This is a genomic window from Actinomycetospora chlora (assembly GCF_039542135.1).
GTDB lineage: Bacteria > Actinomycetota > Actinomycetes > Mycobacteriales > Pseudonocardiaceae > Actinomycetospora > Actinomycetospora chlora.
Genome location: NZ_BAABHO010000004.1, coordinates 59,450 through 78,454 on the forward strand (window position 1 = coordinate 59,450; position 19,005 = coordinate 78,454).

At 76.5% G+C, this 19,005-nt stretch carries 23 protein-coding genes; 10 read left to right on the forward strand and 13 right to left on the reverse strand.

Annotation, left to right across the window (positions count from 1 at the left end; genetic code table 11):
- Positions 1-2: 2 nt before the first annotated feature.
- Both ABD994_RS03525 and ABD994_RS03530 read left to right on the forward strand, forming a co-directional pair.
- Positions 3-1,316: a PucR family transcriptional regulator gene (locus ABD994_RS03525; RefSeq protein WP_345411020.1), complete on the forward strand. Its 1,314-nt coding sequence runs from the start codon at positions 3-5 to the stop codon at positions 1,314-1,316.
- Positions 1,313-3,241, forward strand: a complete 1,929-nt coding sequence (locus ABD994_RS03530; RefSeq protein WP_345411021.1) for a homocysteine S-methyltransferase family protein — start codon at positions 1,313-1,315, stop codon at positions 3,239-3,241. Before ABD994_RS03525 ends, ABD994_RS03530 begins: the two co-directional genes overlap by 4 nt.
- Here ABD994_RS03530 and ABD994_RS03535 read toward each other — a convergent pair.
- From ABD994_RS03535 to ABD994_RS03545, 3 genes are all read right to left on the reverse strand, one after another.
- Complete coding sequence (locus ABD994_RS03535) at positions 3,231-3,431, reverse strand: hypothetical protein (protein ID WP_345411022.1); 201 nt, start codon at positions 3,429-3,431, stop codon at positions 3,231-3,233. The genes ABD994_RS03530 and ABD994_RS03535 overlap by 11 nt on opposite strands.
- A 167-nt stretch (positions 3,432-3,598) precedes the next feature.
- Entirely contained in the window at positions 3,599-4,375 is a 777-nt protein-coding gene (locus ABD994_RS03540) for a tyrosine-protein phosphatase (protein WP_345411023.1), read from the reverse strand.
- A 71-nt stretch (positions 4,376-4,446) separates the two neighbouring features.
- On the reverse strand, positions 4,447-5,013 hold the full coding sequence (locus tag ABD994_RS03545; protein WP_345411024.1) for a hypothetical protein: 567 nt from the start codon (positions 5,011-5,013) through the stop codon (positions 4,447-4,449).
- Between the two features lie 63 nt (positions 5,014-5,076).
- On the opposite strand from ABD994_RS03545, the gene ABD994_RS03550 reads away from it, so the two are divergent.
- The 3 genes from ABD994_RS03550 (at position 5,077) to ABD994_RS03560 (ending at position 7,107) form a co-directional block, all read left to right on the forward strand.
- On the forward strand, positions 5,077-5,598 hold the full coding sequence (locus ABD994_RS03550) for a GNAT family N-acetyltransferase (protein WP_345411025.1): 522 nt from the start codon (positions 5,077-5,079) through the stop codon (positions 5,596-5,598).
- Positions 5,599-5,838: 240 nt separating this feature from the next.
- On the forward strand, positions 5,839-6,282 hold the full coding sequence (locus tag ABD994_RS03555; RefSeq protein WP_345411026.1) for a hypothetical protein: 444 nt from the start codon (positions 5,839-5,841) through the stop codon (positions 6,280-6,282).
- A gap of 81 nt (positions 6,283-6,363) precedes the next feature.
- Positions 6,364-7,107 carry a Clp protease N-terminal domain-containing protein gene (locus tag ABD994_RS03560; RefSeq protein WP_345411027.1) on the forward strand — a complete coding sequence of 248 codons (744 nt, stop codon included), beginning with the start codon at positions 6,364-6,366 and terminating at the stop codon, positions 7,105-7,107.
- Here the strand turns inward: ABD994_RS03560 and ABD994_RS03565 are convergent.
- From ABD994_RS03565 to ABD994_RS03595, 7 genes are all read right to left on the reverse strand, one after another.
- Positions 7,095-7,526, reverse strand: coding sequence for a TIGR03618 family F420-dependent PPOX class oxidoreductase (locus ABD994_RS03565; protein WP_345411028.1), 432 nt, complete (start codon positions 7,524-7,526; stop codon positions 7,095-7,097). The two genes, ABD994_RS03560 and ABD994_RS03565, sit on opposite strands and share 13 nt — an antisense overlap.
- A complete protein-coding gene (locus ABD994_RS03570) occupies positions 7,523-8,776 on the reverse strand; it encodes an RNA polymerase sigma factor (RefSeq protein ID WP_345411029.1) in 1,254 nt (417 codons plus the stop codon). Before ABD994_RS03570 ends, ABD994_RS03565 begins: the two co-directional genes overlap by 4 nt.
- A 26-nt stretch (positions 8,777-8,802) precedes the next feature.
- Positions 8,803-9,171 (reverse strand): YciI family protein, encoded by a 369-nt coding sequence (locus ABD994_RS03575; protein WP_345411030.1) that lies wholly within the window; start codon positions 9,169-9,171, stop codon positions 8,803-8,805.
- Positions 9,172-9,306: 135 nt separating this feature from the next.
- Positions 9,307-10,038: an energy-coupling factor ABC transporter ATP-binding protein gene (locus ABD994_RS03580; RefSeq protein ID WP_345411031.1), complete on the reverse strand. Its 732-nt coding sequence runs from the start codon at positions 10,036-10,038 to the stop codon at positions 9,307-9,309.
- Positions 10,035-10,799, reverse strand: coding sequence for a cobalt ECF transporter T component CbiQ (gene cbiQ / locus ABD994_RS03585; protein ID WP_345411032.1), 765 nt, complete (start codon positions 10,797-10,799; stop codon positions 10,035-10,037). Before cbiQ ends, ABD994_RS03580 begins: the two co-directional genes overlap by 4 nt.
- Before the next feature lie 2 nt (positions 10,800-10,801).
- Positions 10,802-11,155 (reverse strand): PDGLE domain-containing protein, encoded by a 354-nt coding sequence (locus ABD994_RS03590; RefSeq protein ID WP_345411033.1) that lies wholly within the window; start codon positions 11,153-11,155, stop codon positions 10,802-10,804.
- Positions 11,152-11,829 (reverse strand): energy-coupling factor ABC transporter permease, encoded by a 678-nt coding sequence (locus ABD994_RS03595; RefSeq protein ID WP_345411156.1) that lies wholly within the window; start codon positions 11,827-11,829, stop codon positions 11,152-11,154. The genes ABD994_RS03590 and ABD994_RS03595 overlap by 4 nt, the downstream gene beginning before the upstream one ends.
- A gap of 157 nt (positions 11,830-11,986) precedes the next feature.
- On the opposite strand from ABD994_RS03595, the gene ABD994_RS03600 reads away from it, so the two are divergent.
- Positions 11,987-13,294 (forward strand): FAD-dependent oxidoreductase, encoded by a 1,308-nt coding sequence (locus ABD994_RS03600; RefSeq protein WP_345411034.1) that lies wholly within the window; start codon positions 11,987-11,989, stop codon positions 13,292-13,294.
- Here ABD994_RS03600 and ABD994_RS03605 read toward each other — a convergent pair.
- Positions 13,225-13,620: a VOC family protein gene (locus ABD994_RS03605; RefSeq protein WP_345411035.1), complete on the reverse strand. Its 396-nt coding sequence runs from the start codon at positions 13,618-13,620 to the stop codon at positions 13,225-13,227. The genes ABD994_RS03600 and ABD994_RS03605 overlap by 70 nt on opposite strands.
- 9 nt (positions 13,621-13,629) lie before the next feature.
- Positions 13,630-14,997 carry a cytochrome P450 gene (locus tag ABD994_RS03610; protein WP_345411036.1) on the reverse strand — a complete coding sequence of 456 codons (1,368 nt, stop codon included), beginning with the start codon at positions 14,995-14,997 and terminating at the stop codon, positions 13,630-13,632.
- 193 nt (positions 14,998-15,190) lie between these two features.
- Between ABD994_RS03610 and ABD994_RS03615 the strand changes: the two genes are divergently transcribed.
- Positions 15,191-16,366: an isochorismate synthase gene (locus tag ABD994_RS03615; protein WP_345411037.1), complete on the forward strand. Its 1,176-nt coding sequence runs from the start codon at positions 15,191-15,193 to the stop codon at positions 16,364-16,366.
- A gap of 16 nt (positions 16,367-16,382) precedes the next feature.
- Entirely contained in the window at positions 16,383-17,081 is a 699-nt protein-coding gene (locus ABD994_RS03620; protein WP_345411038.1) for an RluA family pseudouridine synthase, read from the forward strand.
- A gap of 163 nt (positions 17,082-17,244) precedes the next feature.
- On the opposite strand, the gene ABD994_RS03625 is transcribed toward ABD994_RS03620, so the two are convergent.
- Positions 17,245-17,694: an SRPBCC family protein gene (locus ABD994_RS03625; protein ID WP_345411040.1), complete on the reverse strand. Its 450-nt coding sequence runs from the start codon at positions 17,692-17,694 to the stop codon at positions 17,245-17,247.
- A 57-nt stretch (positions 17,695-17,751) separates the two neighbouring features.
- Here ABD994_RS03625 and ABD994_RS03630 point away from each other — a divergent pair, with 57 nt between their 5' ends.
- Entirely contained in the window at positions 17,752-18,276 is a 525-nt protein-coding gene (locus ABD994_RS03630) for an O-acetyl-ADP-ribose deacetylase (protein WP_345411157.1), read from the forward strand.
- A gap of 261 nt (positions 18,277-18,537) precedes the next feature.
- On the forward strand, positions 18,538-19,002 hold the full coding sequence (locus ABD994_RS03635) for a L,D-transpeptidase (RefSeq protein ID WP_345411041.1): 465 nt from the start codon (positions 18,538-18,540) through the stop codon (positions 19,000-19,002).
- The last annotated feature ends 3 nt before the right edge of the window (positions 19,003-19,005 follow it).

The window sequence follows — 19,005 nt, forward strand, 5'->3', positions numbered from 1 at the left end:
GGGTGACGACGACGCGGCAGCCCGGGACGGGTGGGGCCGTGCCGCGCCCGGACGCGGGCGGCCCCCGCGGGCTGGTCGCGCTCTACCGCCGGCTCTCGGGCCTCGTCGCCGCCCCGTCGGCCGACGCGCAGGCGGTGGCAGCGGTGATGGCCGGCGAGCTCGGGGTGCTCGCCGCCGTCGTCGGCCCGCACCGCGAGGTGCTCGACGCCGCGGCGCTGGGGCTCGGGGCCGCCGAGGTCGCCGCGCGGGTGCTCGCCGACGCCCACGACGGTGCCTGGTCGCGCGCCCTCGAGGTGGCCGCCGGGGCGGCCCGCGCGCTGCGGGTGCCGGGCGCGGGCACGCGCGTGCAGGTGGTGGCGCCGGTGCTGCTCGGGCGGGAGGTGCCGGCGTTCCTGCTGGCCGAGGAGGACACCGCGGCCCGGGACCGGCCGGACGCCCTCGCGGGCGACGACGTCCTGCTGCTGGTCGCCGAGCACGCCGCGACCGTCGTCGGGGTGCTCGCCGGCCGCGACCGCGTGCTCGCCGCCGCGACCGGGCAGGTGCGCGGCGACCTCGTCTCGGGACTGCTGCTCGACCGCGCCCGCGACGCCGACCAGGCCGCGCAGTGGGCCGAGCACGTCGGGTTCGACGCCGGCGTCGCCCACCGGGTCGTGGTCGTCTCCCCGGACGACGACGACGCCTACGGCGCGGGCCCCGCGAGCCTGCTCGGCGAGGCCGAGGAGCACCTGGTCGCCGCCGCGCCCGGCGCGCTGACCGTCGTCCGGGACACCGAGACCGTCGCCGTCGTGCCCGAGCCGGCCGACCCCGTCGCCGTCGGGGCGGCGTGCGCCCGGCGCCTGGCGCGGGGCCGGGTGCCCGACCCGGACGCGCGCTGGCCGGTGACCGTCGCCGTCGGCGGACCCGTCGGCGCGGCGCAGGAGATCGCCCGCTCCTACGACCAGGCCCGCCGCACCCTGCAGGCCGCCCGCCGCCTGGGCCGGGCGGGCCGGGTGCTGCGCTTCGACGACCTCGGCGTGCACCGCCTGCTGCTCCAGATCCCGGACCCCGAGGCCGCCCGCGCCTTCGCCCGCGAGGTGCTGGGCCGGCTCGCGACCGACCGCTCCGAGCGCACCACCGAGCTCCTGCGGACGCTCGCCCGCTACTTCCTCGAGGACGGCAGCCCGCAGCGCGTCGCGCGGGCGCTCAACGTCCACCCCAACACCGTCGGCTACCGGCTGCGCCGCGCCGAGGAGCAGAGCGGCCTGCGCCTCGACAACCACCGGGACCGCCTCGCCGCCCAGGTCGCGCTGGAGATCCTCGGGGAGATGGAGACGTGAGCGAGGCGTTCGCCGACGCGCTGGCGCGCCGCGTGCTGCTCTGCGACGGCGCCATGGGCACCCTCGCGCGGGCCAGCGGCGGCCGCGTCGAGGGCCCCGGCGTCGAGCTCTGCGTGGTGGCCCCGGAGCTCGTCACCGCCCTGCACGAGCGCTACCTCGCCGCGGGCGCGGACGTCCTGCAGACCCACACGTTCGGCGCCTCGCGCCCGCGCCTCGAGCGTCACGGGCTCGCCCGCCGCACCCACGAGATCAACCTGGCCGGGGCCCGCCTGGCCGCCGCGGCCCGGGACGGCGCCGGGCGCCCGGCGTGGGTCGCCGGCTCGGTGTCGCCGGCCACCCCGCCCGGCCAGGGGACGCCCGTGGACGCCGCCCGCGCCGCCGCGGCCGTGCGGGAGCAGGTCGAGGCCCTCGCCGAGGGCGGCGTCGACGTCGTGCTGCTGGAGACCTTCAGCCGGGCCGACGAGCTCGTCGCCGCGGTCCGCGCCGTGCGCGAGGTGAGCGACCTGCCCGTCGTCGCCCAGGCCACGTTCGTCGACGAGGACGGCACGCCGCTGACCGCCACCGGGGAGTCGCCGGCCGACGTCGTCGCGCGCCTGGCCGACGCCGGGGTCGTCGCCGTGGGCAGCAACTGCACGCTCGGGCCGCAGGGCCTGCTCGACGTCGTGCGCCGGATGGGGCCGACCGACGGACCGCCGCTGTCGGCGCAGCCCAACGCCGGGCTGCCGCACGTGGTCGCCGACCGCAGCGTGCGCTTCGCGGGCGACGCCGAGCACTTCGCGCGCTACGTGCTGCGCTACGTCGAGGCCGGGGCGCGGCTCGTCGGCGGCTGCTGCGGCACGACCCCGCAGGACATCGCGGCCGCGGCCACCGCCCTGACCACCCACGACGCGTGGTCGGGCCACCGCGGCGAGCCGGTGGAGAGCCTCCCGACCGGGCCGGTCCGGGTCGTCGGGCCCGTGGCCGAGCCGGCGCCCCACGACGAGGACGGCCCCGGCCCGGGACGCGGGGCGGTGGACCGCTGGCTGCGGCGGCGGGACTTCCTCGTCGCCGCCGAGGTCGCCGGCGCCGGCACGCCCGACGAGCACCTGGCGCGCGCCCGCCGGGCCGTCGCGGGCGGGGCCGGCGTGCTCTGGGTCAGCCGCCCCCGGACCCGCCGTGGCACCACGACGCCCGCGGGGCTCGCCCGGCACCTGCACGACCGCGTCGAGGTCGACACCGCGCTGACGGTCACGAGCTGGCAGACGAGCCTGCTCGCCCTGCAGGCCGACCTGCTCGGCCTGCACGCGCTGGGCCTGCGCACGCTCGTGTGCGAGACCGGCAACCCGCCCGTGCACGCCGAGCAGGCGGTGCGCGACGGCGTGTGGGAGGTCGACGGGCCGGAGCTGCTCGAGCTCGCCGCCGGACTCAACCGCGGCGTCGACGCCGACGGCGTCGAGCTCGGGGAGGCCACCGCGTTCCGGCTGGGCGCGCGCTTCACCCCCGGCTCCGACGACCTCGCCCACGAGATCGAGCGGGCGCTGGCCAAGGTCGCGGCCGGGGCGGAGTTCCTCGTCTCCCGCCCGGTGTTCGAGCTCGACCGGCTCGGCGCGATCGTCGACGCCCTGCGCGCGGCCGGGCACGCGGTGCCGGTGCTCGCCTCGGTGGGGGCGCTGACCGGCTACCGGCACGCCGAGCACCTGCGCCACGAGGTCCCCGACGTCGTCGTGCCGGACGCCGTGGTCGACACGATGCGCGCGGCGGGCGACGGGCCCGAGGCCGCGCGGACGGGGCTCGCGCTGGCCGCCGACCTCGTGGCCGGCGCGAGGGACGCGGTCGACGGCGTGGTCGTCCGCTGGTCGGGCCCGGCCCTCGACCCGGCCACGGCGGTCGCGCGTCTGCGCGCCGCCGGGGCGGGGAGCGGCCGTCCGGCCGGGGTCAGGCGCTGACGGCGGGGACCGCGTCGAGGTGGCCGCGGCGCACGACGGGAGCCGGGCCGCCGCGCAGCCGGGCGACGGTCGCGCGCAGGTAGGCGACCTCGCGCGTCAGCGACGCGATCGTCTCGCCGTCGAAGTCGTAGGACATCTCGCGGGGCATGACCACGACCCCGCAGCAGGGGCACGTCGTCGGGGCGTCCATCGTCGTCACCTCGGGGGGGTCGGCGCTCCACGGGCTCCTGGTCGACCCGCTCCGCTCCCCAGTGTTCGCGAGCGTCCGCCCCCGGGCACTGTGCCCGCCCACAGAGATCGCGACCGCCTGCTTGTGGCCCCCCACAGGGGGCGCCGGCGGCTGCGCCGGATGCCCCGTCAGCGTCCGTCGACCAGACGAGCGCGCCACGCGTCGAGGTCGGCCTCGGGCACGCCGGCCTCGCGGAACGGGGCGCGCGGGTCGGCGTCGAGCAGGTCGAGCACCGGCTCGAGGTGGGCCGGGTCCACGCCGATGCGGGCGGGGTCGGCGTCCGCGGGCACGCTGTTCTGGGCGGCGAGACGGTCGCGCAGCGCGACGCGGTGGGAGTTCGTGGCGGCGAAGTCGGCGGCCACCGCCGCGCGCTCGACGCCGGCGGCGCGCAGCAGCAGCGCGACGGCGACCCCGGTGCGGTCCTTGCCCGCAGCGCAGTGCACGAGCAGCGGGCCGGGGGCGTGCGCCGCGAGGCGGACGAGCTCGGGCAGCCAGGCCTCGCCGATGCGCACCAGCAGCAGGTAGAGCTCGTCGAGGGTGCGGCGCTGCTCGCGCTCGGGCGGGGCGCCGCGCATGAGCACATCCGGGGCCAGGGCCCGGATCAGCGGCAGCTCGACGAGCCGCGACCCGAGGGCGGGCAGCGGGTGCGGGTGCCCCTCGAGCTCCTCGGGGTTGCGCAGGTCGACGACGGTCGGGGGCGGCCAGGCCAGCCCGCCGGGACCGTGGGTCGTCGCGTCGCCGGGCAGGGGCGCGTCGCTGCGCCACAGCACCCCGGGACGGGTGCGGCCGCCGTCGGTGGTGGGCAGGCCGTCGAGGTCGCGGAGGTTCGCGAGGGAAGGGACGGAGGCGGGGGTGGGGATCGCAGCGGGGCTCGGGGTCGGCTGGTCCGTGCGCGAGGCGGGCACCACGGGGCTCCTTCGTCGGGACCTCCATCGTCCCCGCCGGGCGGGCCCTCCTCGTCCCGGCGTGGGCGACTTCACCTCCCGGGTCGGGCGGCCGCGCGCAGCACCCGGGCCACGACGCGGCACGCGCTGACGCCGAGCAGGGGCAGGGCGAGCGCGACGATCCCCGGGGCGAGCGTGATGTCGAGCCGGGCGCCGAGCAGCATCGCCACCCCGAGGACGAGCCCGAGCACCGGCGAGCCGAGGTCCACGGCCTCGCGGGGTGCCCGCGCCGGCCGCCGACGATGGCCCGCCAGACCGCCGCGCAGCAGCGCCGCCACGGCCGCCGCGAGCCCGGCCCGGTCGGTGGTGGTCGCGACGCCGGCGGTCTCGCGCGGGCGCACGCCGGGCTCGGTGGCGCGGCGCTCGGCGAGCTCGATCTCCCACGGCCCGGCGACGTCGTCGCCGGCGCGGAACACCAGCACCCGCTCGCGGCGGCGGGCGGCGTGCGGGGAACCGGGCTCGACGTACCACGAGACGGTGTGGGTGCCGTCGGGCTCGACGCAGCTGCAGCCGTAGTGCGCGCCCTGATCGCGCAGCCACGGACCGACGTCGGCCTCCACCGCCGCCGCCCACCGGTCGCCCGCCCGCATCACCGCCATCGACGTCGAGTGTGCGGTGGATCACAGGGGCGTGTCGAGGTGCGGCGGGGTGAGGGTGGGGGCGTGCCCGAGGTCCTGCTGCGTCCGCCGCGCCCGTCCGACGAGGAGGTCGCCCGCGCCGCGCAGGCCGCGCTCGCCCCGGACGGGTTCGACTTCGGGCTCTGGCCCGACGGCGAGCCGTGGCTCGCCTACCTCGACCGTCTCGGCCGCGAGCACCGCGGTGAGGACCTGCCGCCCGGCCGCGTGCCGATGACGTTCCTCTACGCCGAGGTCGACGGCCGCGTCGTCGGGCGCACGTCGATCCGGCAGACGCTCACCGCCACGCTCACGGTGGTCGGTGGCCACGTCGGGTATGCGGTGGTGCCCGCGGAGCGCGGCCGGGGCTACGCCACCGCGATCCTGCGGCAGAGCGTCGAGCACCTGCGCGCCCGCGGCGTCGGCCCCTTCCTCGTCACGTGCCGCGAGGACAACCCCGCGTCGCTGGCCGTGATCGAGCACTGCGGCGGGCGCCTCGACGAGGCGTGGCCGTCGTCGGGCCCGCACGGCGCCGACACCGCCCCGACCCTGCGGTTCTGGATCGCCTGACGCCGTAACGCGGCCGACGGGCGCCGCGACGGACCGACCGGTGGCGCGTGCCGCCGGGCGAGGGGGAACCACGTGGGTGTGTGCCGGCGCTGCGGGGCGCGCCTCGGGGCCGAGCGGTTCTGCACGACGTGCGGAGCCCCGGCGGGTCCCCCGCCGCCCGTCCCGCCGCCGTCCCCGGCCCCCCTGTTGTCTCCCGCCCGGGGCGTCGCCACCGCGCCGGCGCCGCCGCAGCAGGCGACCGTGGCGGCGCCCGCACCCCGGCGGCCGCGCTCGACGGCGCTCCTGGTCCTCGCCGCCGCCCTGCTCCTCGTGCTCGGCGCCGGCGGCGGGTTCGTGCTCGGACGGGCGACGGACGGGTCGAGCGCGCTCGCCACGCCGCAGCAGCTCGCGCCCTCCGACGGGTCCGCGTTCACCCACTACCCCCGCGACCTCGACCTCCGCTGGTCGCCGGTTGCCGGCGCCGCGAGCTACACCGTCGAGGTCCAGTTCCTCAACGGGAGCAGCAGCCCCGTCCCGGACTGGCGTCTCGAGCCAGCCGACGGCATCACGGCGGGGATCACGAGCACCTCGGTCCGCCACACCTTCGGCGGGTCGCAGCCCGGGCGCTGGCGGGTCACCCCCGTCGGCCCCGACGGGACCGCGGGACCGGCCTCGCCGTGGTGGGGGTTCACCTTCGAGCTCTGACCGACGCCGACGTCGTCGACACCTCGACCGCCGTCCACCCGAGGTTGACGAACAGCCCCATCGTCAACCTAGAGTGGACGCATGCCACCGACACCCGCACAGCCCGTCCGCCTCGACGACCTCATCGCGGCGATCACCTCCGTCCACTCCGACACGCTCGAGCAGCTGCAGGACGCCGTGCTCGCGGCCGAGAGCCTCGGGGAGGTCGCCGACCACCTCATCGGCCACTTCGTCGACCAGGCCCGCCGCTCGGGCGCGTCGTGGACCGAGATCGGCAAGCGCATGGGCGTCACCAAGCAGGCGGCCCAGAAGCGGTTCGTGCCCAAGGGCTCGGGCGAGATCGACATGGCGGACGGCTTCGGGCGCTTCACCCCGCGCGCCCGCAACGTCGTGGTGAAGTCCCAGGAGGAGGCGCGCAGCGCGAGCAGCGCCGAGATCGGCCCCGTCCACCTCGCGCTCGGGCTGCTCCACGAGCCCGAGTCGCTGGGGGTGCAGGCCATCAGGGCCCTCGACGTGTCGCCGGAGACCGTGCGCCGCACGCTCGTCGGCCACCTGCCCCCGGCGTCGGCCGAGATCGGCGCGCTCATCCCGTTCGACGCCGACGCGAAGAAGGTGCTGGAGCTGACGTTCCGGCAGGCCCTGCGCCTCGGGCACAACTACGTCGGCACCGAGCACATCCTGCTGGCCCTGCTCGAGCACGAGGACGGCGCCGGGACGCTCACCGGTCTCGGCCTCGCCCGCGACGCCGTCGAGGCCCACGTCGTGCGCACCCTGGCCGCGCTCTCCGGCGCGCCGCAGGACCCGGAGCCGACTCAGACGCCGTAGACCCGCGTCGGGGTGACGAGCACGGCCGCGCGCCGCTCGCGCGCCATCACCGCGTCGTACTCGGCCCAGTCGTCGTGCGTGCCGCCCGCGGCGGTGAACACCTCGCGCAGGAACGCCGGGACGTCGGGCACCGCGGGGAGCGCGTCGTCCGGCCCGGCGATTTCGGTGGAGCCCTCGACGGTCGTCCAGCGCCAGCCCGTGCGGACGGTGATCGTGATCCACGGCCGGGCCCGCAGGTTGCGGAGCTTCACCGAGCCGCCCGCCGCCACGAGCGCGACGATCGGTGTCCCGTGCCGCGGGTGGTCCATCACGCCGGCGTTGACGACGCTCGACTGCACCGATCCGTCGGCGCGGGTCGTCGACACGACCACCAGCCCGTGCTCGCCGGCGGCCCGCTCGCGGAACTGCTCGAGAGTCATGTCGTGCCCTTCGGGGTCGTGGGTGGTCCGTGTCCCCCGGGCGTGGCGGCCCGGGCGAGGAGATAGCGGCGTTCCGGGCTGCTCGCCGTGCGCTGCGCGGCGAGGCGGTAGTACCCGCGGGCGGCGTCGGCGTCGCCGGCCAGCTCGAGCAGGTGGGCACGCACCGCGGGCAGGCGGTGCTGGGTGGCGAGGGGACCGTCGTCGAGCTCGTCGAGCAGGCACAGCCCCGCCTCCGGGCCGTCGGTCATCGCGACGGCGACGGCCCGGTTGAGGCTCACGACGGGGTTCGGCGCGATGTGGTCGAGGACCGTGTAGAGCGCCGCGATCTGCGGCCAGTCGGTGCTGTCGGTGTCGGCCGCCTCGTCGTGCAGGGCGGCGATCGCCGCCTGCAGCTGGTACGGCCCGAGCGGGGGCCGGGTCAACGCGGCACCCACGAGCGCCGTGCCCTCGGCGATCAGGTCGTGGTCCCACCGGCTGCGGTCCTGCTCGGCGAGCGGGACCAGGTCGCCCTCCGGCCCGGTGCGGGCCGGGCGACGCGCGTCGGTCAGCAGCATCAGGGCCAGGAGGCCGGCGACCTCGCCGTCGTCGGGGAGCCGCCGGTGCAGCATCCGGGTGAGCCGGATCGCCTCGCTCGCGAGGTCCGTCCGCACCAGGGCGTCGCCGGACGTCGCGGTGTACCCCTCGTTGAAGACCAGGTACAGCACGTGCAGGACGACCGCGAGGCGCGCCGACCGCTCCGGGGCGGGCGGCATCGCGAAGCGGGCGCCCGCGGCCCGGATCTGCTGTTTCGCGCGGCTGATCCGCGCGCCCATCGTGGCGTCCGGCACGAGGAAGGCGGCGGCGATCTCTGCGGTGGTCAGGCCGCCGACGGCGCGCAGCGTCAGCGCCACCTGGGACGCCGGCGTCACCGCGGGGTGGCAGCACAGGAACAGCAGCACCAGGCTGTCGTCCACGCCGGGCGCCCGCTCCGGCGCCGGCGTGTCGGGGGCCAGGCCGGCCAGGGCGGCCGCGGTCTCCTCGCGCCGCCGGCGGGCCGTCGCGCTGCGCACGTCGTCGACCACCCGCCGGGACGCGACGGTGGTCAGCCAGGCCCGCGGGTTGTCCGGCACGCCGTCGACGGGCCAGCGTTCGGACGCCGTGAGCAGGGCCTCCTGCACGGCGTCCTCGCAGGCGTCGAACTGGCCGTGACGGCGGACGAGCGCGCCGAGGACCTGCGGCGCCAGGTCGCGCACCAGGTCCTCGACCCGCATCGTCCTGCTCCTCCGTCCAGCGTCGGTCACATCTCGAGGCCGGCCTCGAACATCACCGGCCGGACCTCGACCCCGAGCTGGTCGATGCTCGCGTCGGGGATCCGTGCGGCCAGCTCGAGCGCCCGGTCGCGGTCGGCGACGTCGACGAGGTAGTAGCCGCCGAGGAACTCCTTGGCCTCGAGGTACGGCCCGTCGGTGACGACCGGGACGCCGTTGCGCACCCGGACGACGGCGCTCTGGGACGGATCGCCGAGGGCCTGGGTGACCACCAGCTCGCCCGACGCCTGGGTCGCCTCGATGAACGCGCCGTGACCGTCCATCAGCTTCTGCTGCTCGTCCGGGCCGAGCGCCTCGAGGACGGCGGGGTTGTTGTGCAGCACCAGCAGGAACTTCATCGGTGTCTCCTCCGGATCGACGGCCCGGGATCGGGCCTCCGTCGAGGAGTCGGAGCGGAGCCGCCCGTCTTGACGTCCGAGCGAACCAGGACGGGCCCGAGATGGCCAGCACGATCGCGTCCGGGGACTCCCCGCTCAGCCCAGCGCGAAGCCGAACGGCAGCTCGAGGCGGTGGGCGGCGAGGAAGTCCGGGTCGGCCAGGATCTCGCGGGTCGGCGCGTCGGCGACCACGACGCCACCGTCGATCACCACCGAGCGCGGGCAGAGCTGCAGGGCGTAGGGCAGGTCGTGGGTGACCATGAGCATCGTGCGGTCCAGGCCCAGCAGGACCTCGGCGAGCTCGCGGCGGGCGACCGGGTCGAGGTGGGTGGACGGTTCGTCGAGCACGAGGATCTCGGGGTCGCAGGCCAGCACCGTCGCCAGCGCGGCGCGCCGGCGCTGTCCGCCGGAGAGGTGCATGGGGGAGCGGTCGGCGAGGTCGGCGACCCCGACGGCGTCGAGCGCCTCCTTGACCCGCAGCGAGAGCTCCGGCTCGGTGACCCCGAAGTTCGCCGGTCCGAACGCGACGTCGTCGCCGACGGTGGGCATGAACAGCTGGTCGTCCGGGTCCTGGAACACGATGCCGACGCGGCGCCGGATCTCCTGCAGGTTCTCGCGGGTGACCTCCAGCCCGCCGACCGCGACGCGGCCGGCGCCGGGCCGGTGCACGCCGTTGAGGTGCAGCACGAGCGTCGTCTTGCCCGCGCCGTTCGGTCCCAGCAGCGCCACCCGCTCGCCGCGCTCGATGCGCAGGTCCACCCCGAACAGCGCCTGGTGGCCGTCCGGATAGGCGAAGGCGAGGCCGGACACCTCCAGGGACGCGGTCACCAGGCCCAGTATGCCGACGCCGCCAGCAGCACCCCCGCGACCGCGGGCAGCAGCGCGACCGACCACGTCACCGCCGAGGCGGGCGCGGTGGTGAACGCCGGCATGGTGCCGGTGTAGCCGCGGGAGAGCATCGCGAGGTGCACGCGCTCGCCGCGCTCGTAGGAGCGCAGGAAGAGCGCGCCGACGGAGCGCACCGTGGCTCCGAGCTGCCACACGAACCGCGGGTCGTGGCCGCGCGACAGGCGCGCGAGGCGCATGCGCCGTGCCTCGGCACCGATCACCTCGAGGTAGCGCAGCATCAGCGTCGCGATCACGCAGACCATCGAGGGCACCCGCAGCCGCGAGAGGCCCGAGACGAGGTCGCGCAGCGGCGTGGTGGCCGCGAGCGTCACCGAGACCAGGACGCCGAGCGTGCCCTTGACCAGGATGTTCCAGCCCGCGAGCAGGCCGTCGACCGACAGGGACATGCCGCACCACTCGGTGCGCGGGCCGGCGGCGAAGAACGGGAGCAGCACCGCGAGGACGACGAACGGCGCCTCGATCAGCGCCCGCGCGGCGAGCCAGCCCGGCGGGATGCGCGCCGCGACCCAGATGCCCACGAGCAGCAGGAAGTGCAGCCCGAACACGGCGAACGCGTCGCGCGGCGTCGCCACCACGGCCAGCACCATGACGAACGCGACGACGATCTTGACGTGCGCCGGGAGCCGGTGGACCACCGAGTCGCCGGGGCGGTGCAGCGCGTGCGCGTGACCGGCGCCCACCGCTACTCGACCCTGCTCGGCGTCTCGTCGCGCGACCGCCTCCTGAGGACCCAGAACAGCCCGCCGGCGAGCACCAGCGTGGCCAGCACGCCGATGACCCCGGCGAGGCCGGTCGTGCCCTCGGAGCCGCCGACGGTGTAGTCGGCCAGCGGGCTGCCGCCCGTGGCGTGCTCCCCGGCGTTCTGGGCGATGCACTGCCCGCCCACCGGCTCGCCGGCCTCGTCGAGCTGGCAGCCGGTCTGCGTCACCGCGTCGAGGCCGTCGGGGCTGCTGCTCGCGGCGTACGACACGACCCCGGCCAGCAGCAGGGCGACGACGAGGAAGCCGGCGTAGAAGGCCAGCGGCAGCTTCTTCACGCCCGGACCCCCTTGATCTCCAGCGACGGGGTGGCGGTGCGCGTCAGGTAGACCAGGTCCGGGCGCACCGCGGCGACGGCGCCGACGGTGAGCGCGGTGATGATCCCCTCGCCGATGCCGATGAGGGCGTGGAAGCCCGTCATCAGCCCGAACACCGTGCCGAGCGCCAGGCCCTGCCCGCCGATGGCGTACTCGAGCACGAAGCCGAGCGAGGCGACGACGGTGTTGACCCAGGCCGCGACGAACGCGGTGAGGACCAGCCCGCCGCGGCTGCGGGTGGCCACGCGCCGCAGCAGCAGGGCCACGCCGTAGCCGGTGAACGTGCCGATCAGCGCCATGTTGGTGATGTTGGTGCCGAGCGCGGAGAGGCCGCCGTCGGCGAAGAGCAGCGCCTGGAGCAGCAGCACGATCGACACGCAGATCGCGCCGACGTAGGGACCGACGAGGATCGCGCAGAGCGCGCCGCCCAGGAGGTGGCCGCTGACGCCGGGCAGGATCGGGAAGTTCAGCATCTGGACGGCGAACACGAACGCGGCCACGAGGCCCGCCATGGGCGCGGTGCGGTCGTCGAGGTCGCGGCGCGCGCGGGCCACGCACACGGCGAGCCCGAGCACGGCGACGACGCCGAAGATGATCGACGTCGGCGCGTCCACGATCCCGTCGCTCATGTGCATCGCCACGAGGTCGGTGTGCGGTTCCACGGGCCAGAGTCTGTCGCAGGCGCTGCGTTGTCGCACTACTCCTGCGACAACCGGTTCCTGGCCGAAAGGAGGGTGCGGCAACGAGGGGAACGTGCTGGGTCGGGTGGCGTCGGGCGGGGAGGATGGGCCCGTGGAGCGGACGACGTGCGCGGTGGTCGGCGGCGGGCCGGCGGGGATCGTGCTGGGGCTGGTGCTGGCCCGCGCCGGCGTCGCGGTCACCGTGCTGGAGAAGCACGGCGACTTCCTGCGCGACTTCCGCGGCGACACCGTCCACCCGTCGACGATGACGCTGGTCGACGAGCTCGGGCTGTGGGACCGCTTCGCCCGGCTGCCGTGGAAGGCGATCGAGACCGTGCGGGTCGTCCTCGACGCCGGGCCGGCGCAGGTCGGCGACCTGCGGCGCCTGCACGTCCCGCACCCGTTCGTCGCGATGGTGCCGCAGTGGCACCTGCTGGACATGCTCGCCGGGGCGGCCGAGGAGGAGCCGACGTTCACGCTGCGCCGGCACGCGGAGGTCACCGACCTGCTGCGCCGCGACGGCCGCGTCACCGAGGTCCGCTGGCGCGACACCGACGGCGGCGAGCACGAGCTGGCCGCCGACCTCGTCGTCGCCTGCGACGGGCGCGATTCGCGGGTGCGCGCCCTCTCGGGCCTGCCGCGGCGCGACTTCGCGGTGCCGATGGACGTGTGGTGGTTCCGTCTCCCCCGGGGCGACGGCGAGGACCCGGCGGGCGGGCTCGGGCGCGTGAGCGACGGCCGGATGGTCGTCATGCTCGACCGGGGCGACCACTACCAGGTCGCCTACCTCATCCCGCGCGGTCGCGACGCGCAGTACCGCGGGCGCCCGGTGCAGGTGCTGCGCGACGACCTGCGCGAGCTGCTGCCCTGGCTCGGCGACCGCGTCGACGGCCTGCGGTCCTGGGACGACGTCAAGCTCCTGCGCGTCACGCTCGACCGGCTGCGGCGCTGGTCGGCGCCGGGGCTGCTGTGCATCGGCGACGCCGCGCACGCGATGTCACCCATCGGCGGGGTCGGTATCAACCTCGCGGTGCAGGACGCCGTCGCCACCGCTCGCGCCCTCGGCCCGGTGCTCGCGGCCGCCCCGCCCGACCCGGCGACCGTCGACCGCGCCGCCGCGCGGGTGCAGCGCCGGCGGTGGCTGCCGACCGTCGCCACCCAGACCGCGCAGCGCCTCGCGCACCGCGTCGTGGTCCGGGCCGCGCTCGGCGGCGGGGCGCTCGGCCGCGACCGGCTGCCGGCGCCGCTGCGACTGCTCCGGCGGCTGCCGGCCCTGCAGGTCGTCCCGGCCCGGCTCGTGGGCGTCGGGGTGCTTCCCGAGCACGCGCCGGTGTGGGCCCGGCGCGCCCCTCAGGACGCCAGCGCGAAGAACTCCAGCGCGTTCCCGTCCGGGTCGGTGAACGAGAGCGCCCAGCCGTAGTCGGCCTCGACGATGCCGCTGTGCGGCACGCCGATCTGGTCGAGGTGGGTCTGCCAGGCGGCGACGGCGGCCCGGTCGGCGCAGGCGAACCCGACGTGGTCGAGTCCCGGGGCGACGACGTCGAACCGGTCGCCGGAGCGCGCGGTGTCGTGGGCCGTGAGCCCGAAGAGCTGCCCGCCGGCCAGCGCGAACACCTTCCGCTCGAACGGGCCGTCGGACAGCGTCATCGCCGGCTCGACGTCGAACAGGCGCTGGTACCAGGGCAGGCTCGCCCCGAGGTCGGTCACCGACAGCGCGACGTGGGAGATCGAGGGGAGCTCGGGCACGCGGGCACGCTAGCCCACCCGGACGGGGAAACGCTGCGGTCCGCGCAGGACGGTGGCGACGCGCGGGCGCATCCGACCGGCCGGACGCAGGCGGGGCATCCGCTCCGCGAGCATCTCCAGGGCCACCTCGCCCTCCATCCGCGCCAGGGCCGCGCCGAGGCAGTAGTGCACCCCGCCGGAGAACGCGAGGTGCGCGGTGGTCTGCTCGCGGTGGACGTCGAAGCGGTCGGGGTCGGCGTGGGCAGCGGGGTCCCGCCCGGCGGAGGCCAGCAGCACCAGCACCCCCGAGTCCTTGCGCAGCCGCCGCCCGCCGATCTCGACGTCCTCGTGGGCGAAGCGGGCCGTGAGCTGCACCGGCGGGTCGTACCGCAGCGTCTCCTCGACCACCGCGGGGGCGATCCCGGGGTCGGCGACCAGGTCGTCCCACGACCCCGACGCCTGGAGCGCGCGGACCGCGTTGCCGACGAGGTTGGTGGTCGTCTCGAAGCCGGCGACGAGCAGCAGCTGCGCCAGCGACACGAGCTCGCCGAGCGTCACCGTCTCCTCGTCGAGGGCGTGCACGAGCTGGGAGATGACGTCCTCGCCGGGGTCGGCGCGGCGGCGCTCGACGAGGTCGGCGAACAGCAGCCGCAGGTCCGCGGTGGCGCGGGCGAGGGCGTGCGCGTGGCGCACCGACCGCACGCCGTCGAGCGCGGCGCCCAGCGCCCGGCCCCAGCGGGCGAAGCGCGGGGTGTCGACGTCGGGGATCGCCAGCAGCTCGGCGATCACGCTGATCGGCAGCGGGGCGGCGAGGTCGGCGGTGAGGTCGAACGTGCCACGGGCGGCGGCGTCGTCGAGCAGACGGCCGGTGACCTTCCGCGCCGACTGCCGGTACTGCTCGAGCCGCTTCGGCGCGAACGTCGGCTGGGCGAGGCGGCGCAGCCGCGTGTGGTCGGGCGGGTCGAGCGCGAGCAGCGACAGGTCGATGGGCTCGATGAGCGCGGTGCCGGGGTCGGTCGGGTCCTGCTCCGACGTCGGCGTCGAGGCGTCCCTTCCGTCGGCTCCAGCTCCGCTGCGCTCCGTGTCGCTGGTCGGGTCGAACGGCATCCGCCCGTCCGCCAGACGGACCCCGAACCGGCGGTCGCGCAGCACCGCGGTGCACGTCTCGTGGGTGGCGACGGCGCTGATCCCGGTGCGGCTGCGGGCCACACCCCCGGCGGCGGCCGCGTCGGCGCGCAGCCGGGCGTACGTCGGGTAGGGGTCGAGGCGCCACGGCCGGTGCATCAGGCGGGCGACGGGGTCGCCGCGCAGGGCGAGCGCGAGGCCACCCGCGCGCATCACGGCGATCCGGGTGCCGAGGCGCAGGTCGGCCCGCCACCGCGGCAGGATCGGCGTCACGTCCTGGTCCTCCCGTTCGTCACGGTGTCGTGCTCGGTGCGGCGCGTCACGTTCGCTGCGCTGGACCGGGCGGCACCCGGCGCGGAGGGTGGGTGTCGGGGTCCGACGGGCGCGAGGTGGCCGTACGGACCACGATGCCATCGCGGCCGACACCGGGCCGCGGAGCCGCCGAGCGCGAGACGAGGAGCGGGACGTGACCAGCACCAGCCCGGCCACCCCTCTCCCGGTCGCTCCGGACCCTGTCCGTCTGCTGCGCGCGTGGACGCCCGGGAGCGGGTCGTGGTTCTCCGGCCCGCGGGGCGCCCTGCTGGCCCGCGGCACGCGGCTGCGTCTCCCGTCCACCGACGCCGACGCGGTGCTGCGGCGGCTGCGCGAGCTCGGTGACGACGCGCTGGCCGTCGGTGCCCTGCCCTTCGACCCGGCGGCGCCCGCCCACCTCGTCGTGCCCGAGGACGTCGAGCGGGCGGACCCGCTCGGCGCGGTCCTCGTGGCCGACCCGGTGACCAGCCCGCCGACCGGTGAGCTGCGCCCCGACCCGGCCCCGGCCGCGTACGAGGGGATGGTCGCCGAGGCGCTCGCGCGGATGGCGGCCGGCGGGCTCGACAAGGTGGTGCTGGCGCGGGCGGTGGACGTGGTCGCGGACGCGCCGGTGGACCCGGTGCCCATGCTGCGCGAGCTCGCCCGTCGCGACCCGCGCAGCTACCTGTTCGCCGTCGACCTGCCCACCGACGGCCTGCGCACGCCCCGCACCCTGCTCGGCGCGAGCCCGGAGCTGCTCCTGTCCCGCCACGGCACCGAGGTCACCGCGAACCCGCTGGCCGGCTCCGCGGCCCGGGCCGCCGCCGACCCCGACGAGGACCGCCGTCGCGGCGAGGCCCTGCTCGCGTCGGCCAAGGACCGCCACGAGCACGCCCTCGTCGTCGCCGATGTCGCGGCCCGGCTGCGCCCGCTCGTCGACGATCTCGAGGTCCCGGACGCCCCGTGCCTGGTGGCGACGCCGACGCTGTGGCACCTGTCGACCACCGTGCGCGGCCGCGTGGCGGGCCGGGACGTCTCGGCCCTGCACCTGGCCCAGGCGCTGCACCCGACCCCTGCCGTGTGCGGGGTCCCGCGGGAGGTCGCCCACGCGGCGATCACCGAGATCGAGCCGTTCGACCGCGGCTTCTACACCGGTGCCGTCGGCTGGACCGACGCGCGCGGCGACGGCGAGTGGGTCATGGCGCTGCGCTGCGGCGAGGTCCGCGGCGAGCGCGTGCGGCTCTGGGCCGGCGCGGGCATCGTGCCGGGCTCGCGGCCGGCCGACGAGCTCGCCGAGACCGGCGTCAAGCTGCGCACGCTGCTCGACGCGCTCGGCCTCGACGAGGCGTGAGCACCTGCGACGAGGCGTGAGCACCTGGGACGAGGTCAGGGCCGGCCGGGAGCTGCTGCGCGACGACGATCTGCTCGTCCTCGACAAGCCCGCCGGCTGGTCGGTGATGGGCGAGCGCCACGACACCGACCTCGTGCGCGTCGCCGCCGACGCCGGTGAGCAGCTGTGGCCGGCGCACCGCATCGACAAGGTGACCTCGGGCGTCGTCCTGTTCGCCCGGCGCCTCGAGGTCCACGGCGGCCTGACCCGGCAGTTCGCCGACCGCACCGTGGCCAAGACCTACCTCGCCGTCGCCGCCGGCACCGGCCTGCCCGCGCGGGGCACGATCGAGCTGCCGCTGTCGGTCGGGCGCAAGAACCGCGTCCGCATCGCGGCGCCGCGCGAGGCGATCACGGTCGCCGACGGCGTGTGGTCGGTGCCCGCCGACGCCGTCCTGCCCGGCGACACCTACCCCTCGACGACGACGTTCGAGCGGCTCGGGGAGGGCACCGACCGGACGCTGCTGGCCGTCACCCCCACCACGGGCCGCCGCCACCAGATCCGGGTGCACCTGGCGTGGATCGGCCACGCGCTCGTCGGCGATCCGCTGTTCACGAAGAACCCGGACACCCGCACCGGCCTGCACGCCTGGCGCCTGGCCTTCACCGGCCCCGACGGCACCCGCCACGACCTCGAGGCCCCACCGGGCGACGACTTCCGCGCCCTCGCGCCGTGACTCGGCGCTCGCGACGCTGGCGGCACTCTGGAGAGATCGAAATGGAGAGCTGCCCGAGCGCTCGACCCTCGCCGGTCGGCCGCGGCCGGATCGCCACCGACGGACCGGCGAGCACCTCTCCAGAACGATCTCTCCAGAGTGTCACCAGCGCGCGTGGCGCACATCAGGCGAGGGCCGCCGCCAGGTTGGCGATCGTCTCCTCCATCGCCTCGGGCGGGACCTCGCGGACGCGGGCGAGGAGCTCGGGGTCGGTGACGTCCGCCCAGTCGTGGTAGTGCCGGACCGCGGTCCGGTCGTCGGCCGTGGACTCGAGCTCCCAGCCCCAGACGTGGCCCGAGGGCGGCTTGCCGACGGCGGCGGGCATCCAGGCCAGCGCGCGGTCGGGCTCGTAGCGCACGACGTGGTTCTCGACGCGGTAGCGGCCGCGGGCGGGGTGCTCCATCTCGATGACGAACACGTCGCCGACCTCGGTGATCGCGAGGTGGGTGTGCGAGGCGTGGACGGTGCCGCTGCCGTCGAGGTCGGGGTGCCGGTCCGGGTCGGCGAGCAGGGCGAAGACCCGCTCCACGGGGGCGTCGACGGTGCCGGTCACCGAGATCTGCGTGTCGCTCACCGCCCGATCGTCCCAGGGGCGCCGGTGGCCGGCCCGCGCGGCGGGTACTCCGCGCGCATGGGGACACCGGAGATCACCCTGGAGCGCGGCGACATCACGACGGCGGAGGTCGACGCCGTCGTCAACGCCGCGAACTCCGGGCTGCTCGGCGGCGGGGGTGTCGACGGCGCGATCCACCGCCGGGGCGGGCCGGCGATCCTCGAGGCCTGCCGGGAACTGCGCCGGACCTCCCTGCCCGACGGGCTGCCGACGGGGCAGGCCGTCGCCACCACCGCCGGTGACCTGCCCGCGCGATGGGTGATCCACACGGTGGGTCCGGTCCACGCGAAGAACGAGGACCGCTCGGAGCTGCTCGCCTCGGCCTACCGCGAGTCGCTGCGGGTGGCCGACGAGCTCGGCGCGCGGACCGTGGCGTTCCCCGCGGTGTCGGCCGGCGTGTACGGATGGCCGCTCGGCGACGCGGCCCGGATCGCGGTCACGACGGTGCGGACCACGGACAGTGCTGTTCGTGAGGCTCGCTTCGTCCTCTTCAGCGACGAGGTCTACGACGCGTTCGCCCGAGCGGTCGCATCGTCTGGGTGAATCGTCCCACTACGTCCGGGACCTCCTCCACCCGTTGTTGCAAACCCACACCGGTTGTGCTCCGAACCGGTCCCGGTGACGTGCGCCGGACCACGTCCACCCTCCGTGACCTGTCCGTCACCGGCTCGTTGTGACCGGCGGACGGCGCCGTGGGGCCTGCCGTTCCCGTCCCGGCCGTCGGGGGGACGGTCCGGCAGAGCGGGTTCGGCACAGCGAGGGGCAGGACGCATGGCGGGCAGGCATCGCAGAGGGGCGACGCGGGTGTCGTCCGGTCGGCTGGCGGTCGGGGTGGCCGCGGTCGGCCTCGGGGCGCTGCAGCTGACGGGCGTCGCGTCGGCGGCCCCGGCCGGGGCCGCCGGCGTCGGCGGGACGTCGTGCACGGACGCGCGGATCAAGGTGTGCGTGGACCTCTCGGAGAACCGCGCCTGGCTGCTCGACGGTGCCGGCAACGTCACGAGCGGGCCCTACCGCGTGAGCCACGGGGCCGAGGGTCAGGAGACGCCGACCGGCGACTTCGTGATCCAGTGGAAGGACCAGTACCACAAGAGCAAGGAGTACAACGGCGCCTCGATGCCGTACTCCGTGTTCTTCGACGGCAACGGCCGCGCCTTCCACGGCGGCGGCACCGACCGCGAGTCGGCGGGCTGCGTGCGGCTCTCCACCGACGACGCGAAGACGTTCTTCGACTACCTCAACCCGAACGACCGCGCGCAGATCGTTCCCTAGTCG